Origin of the sequence: Rhizobium sp. R693, from assembly GCF_002211315.1 — a bacterium.
Classification (GTDB): domain Bacteria; phylum Pseudomonadota; class Alphaproteobacteria; order Rhizobiales; family Rhizobiaceae; genus Rhizobium.
The window spans coordinates 1-4103 of record NZ_LOKY01000040.1; the positions used below are offsets into that span (position 1 = coordinate 1).

The following is a 4103-nucleotide window of genomic DNA, read 5'->3' on the forward strand; positions in this document are numbered from 1 at the left end:
GACGTGATGCGGTGCTGCGCAGCCGAAATGGCTCCGCACCGCAACCCGCCGCTACCGCCCCAAACACAGCAACCCAAAACCGCTGGAGCGAACTCAAAATTGGATAAAACTTGGGGGCAAGGTCATCGAGGATCGCAAGTTTTCGTTGTGGTGGAGTTCTTCCGGGGACCATGTTTCGCGCCAGCCCGACCAGCCGCCCGGGAACTCCGCTCGAATTGATCAAGTTTCTTGATCTGTTAGCCTAATATATCAGTTTTAGTGAACTGAACAAATAAAGAGCAGATTGGCGGCTGATCGACTCCGGACTCAGGGAAACCGGCTGATCGGTACTCATTTATCACGCACAACGTCCGATGACGTTTGACAATTGCCATTTGTGCTTGATAACATGCTTCTCATGAAAGAGGCATTTTCCCTGAAGCAGTACATTACATACATCCGAGTTTCGACCAGCGAGCAAGGCAAGTCCGGTCTTGGTCTTGAAGCTCAACAGCGAGACATAGACATCTTTCTCGATCAGTTTTCCGAAGTGCCGTTCGAAGTGATCGCCAGATTTCAAGACGTTCAGTCGGGCGGTGATGATGATCGCCCGGAATTGGCTAAGGCGCTAGCAATGGCACGCAAGACCGGCGCTGACCTGCTGGTCGCCAAGCTAGACCGCCTGTCCCGTAAGGTGTCCTTCATCGCTACCATCATGGACGATAAGCGCGTGAACCTTCGCGTTGCATCCATGCCGCATGCCGACAAGTTCCAACTCCACATTTACGCGGCTCTAGCTGAACAGGAACGAGACTTCATCAGCGCCCGGACTAAGGCAGCACTTCAGTCAGCAAAGGCCCGTGGCGTGAAGCTCGGGGGAATGCGTGACAAGACCATGAAGCGCAATGAAGCTGCCAAGACTAAAGCGGATAGGTTCGCTGCTTCTGTCCTGCCGTTGGTCGGTAAGCTCCGGGATGCGGGCGAGACATTAGAGAACATTGCCGACGCCTTGAACGAAGCAGGCAAGCTATCGCCACGCGGCGGACAATGGACCGCGACTAGTGTGAAGCGCGTCATCGAAAGAGCCTGACCGGGCACTTCGATTGGTTTAACTCAGGCACACCCAAATTGAACCGACAGACGGTTGCTAAGGCCTTCATGGGACGCAGCAAAACACCGCCGCCGTGGGCAGCTATGAGGGACCGGCTCTTCATTTGCATATTTCAAGTAGGTCCATGTTGCGCAAAGCCGTTTGCTTGCGCGGTGCCTTGGCGACTCCGATTTCTGTCAGGTAACTCGTCCCGAGATATCGACTTCTTTCTGTCGTATAAGCGGCAGCGCTTGCTTAAAATTTTAATCGAAAGTCGAATTATTGCTCTTTACATTGACCTTAATGGGATCTTCTACTTTGTTGAGTTTATTATTAAATCCAGTAACTTTGTATATCTTGATAACTTCCCCAAATTTAGTTTCGCCCTCATACGACTCTTCTATCGCGGAACTGTTGCGTTGCTTTACAGAACCCGCCATACTGCCGACATTGTAGCTATCGGCAAATTTTTTGGTGAATTGGTGAAGATTTGCGCCTTTCGACAAGAAAAAGCACTCCGAAAGCTCAAGTTCCTCAATCACCGGGTTGCCGTCGCCTAAATCCCCTGATGCGCAGATATCTCCGGAGGCAGACAGAAAGTTCACGTGGCTTGGAATTTTGAATCCGCCTTCGTACTCAACCTTCTCTCTAAGTTCTGGGCTAAATCCATCAATGTGCAGCGACATAGCCTGCTCTTTAGACATGCCTAGACGCAGCCCACGAAATGCGGTCTTATCGCCAGGTATCTCCGTGCGAGAGGGTATACCTGGGGAAACGTCCGCAGGTGAAGAGCCGCCCTGTACGAGGGAACTGCCCGATGAGTTGTCGGATGCTCCATTCCGGCTCTTGTATCTTTCAATGTTGTCGTCGATGCCGTCATAGCAGAGATCGGCTTTACCCAATGACGGTTTAGCCAACGTCACCCATTTCTTCCCATCGAACTGAAGCGACTCCAGAACGCAGTCTTCACCACTCTTCCACGTCGAAATCATCAGACTGCTGTTAGCACTGAATTTCAGAGAAAGCGGACCGACTTCTTCTCCGCCGCGTGGGAAATCGAATTGCTCGCCAGTCCTCAGATTGCTTAGAATTGCAAACGAACAGCTTGATCCGCATCCGATTTGGGTGATTGTGTAATCGCCGGAAAAGTTGACGCCTTGGCTCATCCCTTCCAGGATGCGGGATCTGAAGTCCGCAAAGCCCTTGTCCCGTCCTTTAAAATCGGGGCGGTGAATAGGCCCATTGTAAACGGAAGTAACGGCGTATCGGCTGGGCGAAAGGTGCTCGAATTGCGCAGGAGAGGATGGCTCTGGTGCCAGCGCATCGCTATCGGCGACTATACCCACGCATTCTTCGCAATCAGACTCGTCTTCCGCTTGGTATGAACTCCAAAGCTCGTCTTCATCGAGGATTCGCATTGTCGCAATGCAATTGCTCTGACGCTCGACGGCAAGGTAATTCTTATCTTTTCTCTTGTATATCGTTACATATTTCGCGCCGTCCAACTCCCTTTCGAAAAGGACCCCGTTAACGGTCTGCATCTGGCTTTTCAATTTCGCTTCGGAGATGCACGCTGCATTCGCATAAGACGTTGTGCCCGCAATAGCAGCTAAAACAAGAAAACTCTTCAACATGCTTCTGTTCATATTCCGTGATATGTGTCTTAGAAGCGCGCTATTATTGTCCGCACGGCGCGTTTGCGATGGTCTAGCCCGGGATGCGGTTCCAGGGAGCTAGACCTTGCATTAGCAGCTCCAATGGCTGCGCTACTATGCAGCCTTGGGTCGGGTGAACATGACAAACAAGCCGAGAATGATAGCCCCGATCACCCAAATTCCGAGAACTAGCGCGGCTCCAATTCCCGTACCAATCGCCGCACCCGCTTGCTCGGCACCATTGAGGTTCTCAATGCCCTTGGTGGCGGCATTCATGCCCGCAAATAGCCAAAACGCCATTAGGATGTTGAATGCGATAAACGACCACTTGAAGAGCTTCCCCATGAAGCCGCGCTTTAGCTTCCTCAACTGAACACCGCATTTAGGGCACTTAAATGCGCTGTCGCTCACGCTGTTCTGGCATTCCGGGCAACTAATCATCGCCATTCTAAAAACTCCTCATTGCTTAGAAATGTCATTGAAGTGGAATAGGAATTCGGGGTCGCTCATTGCTCCCCGAATTGTCAGGCTGGTTTCCTTCATCCCGTCTTCGTCAGAGGGCAAAAAGCTACCAGACACCGTTACGGCATCGCCCACCGACATCGTCAGCAGCGCCGTGTAAAGAGGCGTGCCCTTCTCGATCAGGGTTCCATCCATGATGTCGGAAAGAGCGTTGTTCCACGTACCGATATCGGTGTTGGGTGAAAGGCGAACCGACAGGATCGCCTTGCCTTCGGTGTTCGTTTCGAGCCGCGTGATCTTGCCCCGCCATCCGGCAACGCTTCGTTGCGAGCCGAGCGCCTTAACTAGGGCGGATCGCCTTTCGTCTCGCAATACACTCTGCTGTAGCTCGTTAGATGCCGATGCGAAGCGGTCGCTATATTCAGCGGTCACAGCCAAAAGGCGGCTCTGTTGTTCTGGGAGACTTGGCTGTTCCGTCCCACCGGGTGCGACAGAAGCCAAAGGCGTCTGTGACGCGGCTCCGGTCTTATCTTGTGTAGACTTATCCTGTCCGGCGATACCGGCTAAAATAACGACGACCGCAACTCCGCCGCCGATCCACTTGATCAAGCCAAACCGAGAACGGCGTGCTCCGCAATGCGGACATGACTTAGCTGACACCGAGATTTGCTTACTGCAAGTTTTGCATGCAGCCCAAAGACTGTCCGACCCCATTAACTGCCCCAATATTCCCCAAATCGATTGGTGGCAGGGAATCAATTGTAATGTCAATAAGGTAACTCTAGGACGTAACTCATAAATTCTCTTGGCGTACTGCGTTCGGCGTGATTCAAGGCTTCCGAATTGGGAGCAATGATGACGCGCCGCCGCTACGAACTCACGGACCACGAATGGTCAATTATTTCGCCGCTACTACC

4 protein-coding genes are annotated in these 4103 nt (G+C 52.2%); 1 reads left to right on the top strand and 3 read right to left on the bottom strand.

Features of this window, described 5'->3' with window-relative positions; translation table 11 throughout:
* Positions 1–415: 415 nt before the first annotated feature.
* Positions 416–1069 (top strand): recombinase family protein, encoded by a 654-nt coding sequence (locus ATY79_RS22850; RefSeq protein WP_088704977.1) that lies wholly within the window; start codon positions 416–418, stop codon positions 1067–1069.
* Positions 1070–1332: 263 nt separating this feature from the next.
* Here the strand turns inward: ATY79_RS22850 and ATY79_RS22855 are convergent, their stop codons facing one another.
* From ATY79_RS22855 to ATY79_RS22865, 3 genes are all read right to left on the bottom strand, one after another.
* On the bottom strand, positions 1333–2703 hold the full coding sequence (locus ATY79_RS22855) for a hypothetical protein (protein WP_088704974.1): 1371 nt from the start codon (positions 2701–2703) through the stop codon (positions 1333–1335).
* Positions 2704–2838: 135 nt separating this feature from the next.
* Positions 2839–3171, bottom strand: coding sequence for a zinc ribbon domain-containing protein (locus ATY79_RS22860; RefSeq protein ID WP_088704975.1), 333 nt, complete (start codon positions 3169–3171; stop codon positions 2839–2841).
* Between the two features lie 12 nt (positions 3172–3183).
* Complete coding sequence (locus ATY79_RS22865; protein ID WP_088704976.1) at positions 3184–3795, bottom strand: hypothetical protein; 612 nt, start codon at positions 3793–3795, stop codon at positions 3184–3186.
* Between the last annotated feature and the right edge of the window lie 308 nt (positions 3796–4103).

Excerpts from the sequence above, each read along its gene's own strand:
- ATY79_RS22855 (WP_088704974.1), bottom strand. The coding sequence starts at position 2,703 with ATGTTGAAGAGTTTTCTTGTTTTAGCTGCTATTGCGGGCACAACGTCT.
- ATY79_RS22860 (WP_088704975.1), bottom strand. The coding sequence starts at position 3,171 with ATGGCGATGATTAGTTGCCCGGAATGCCAGAACAGCGTGAGCGACAGC.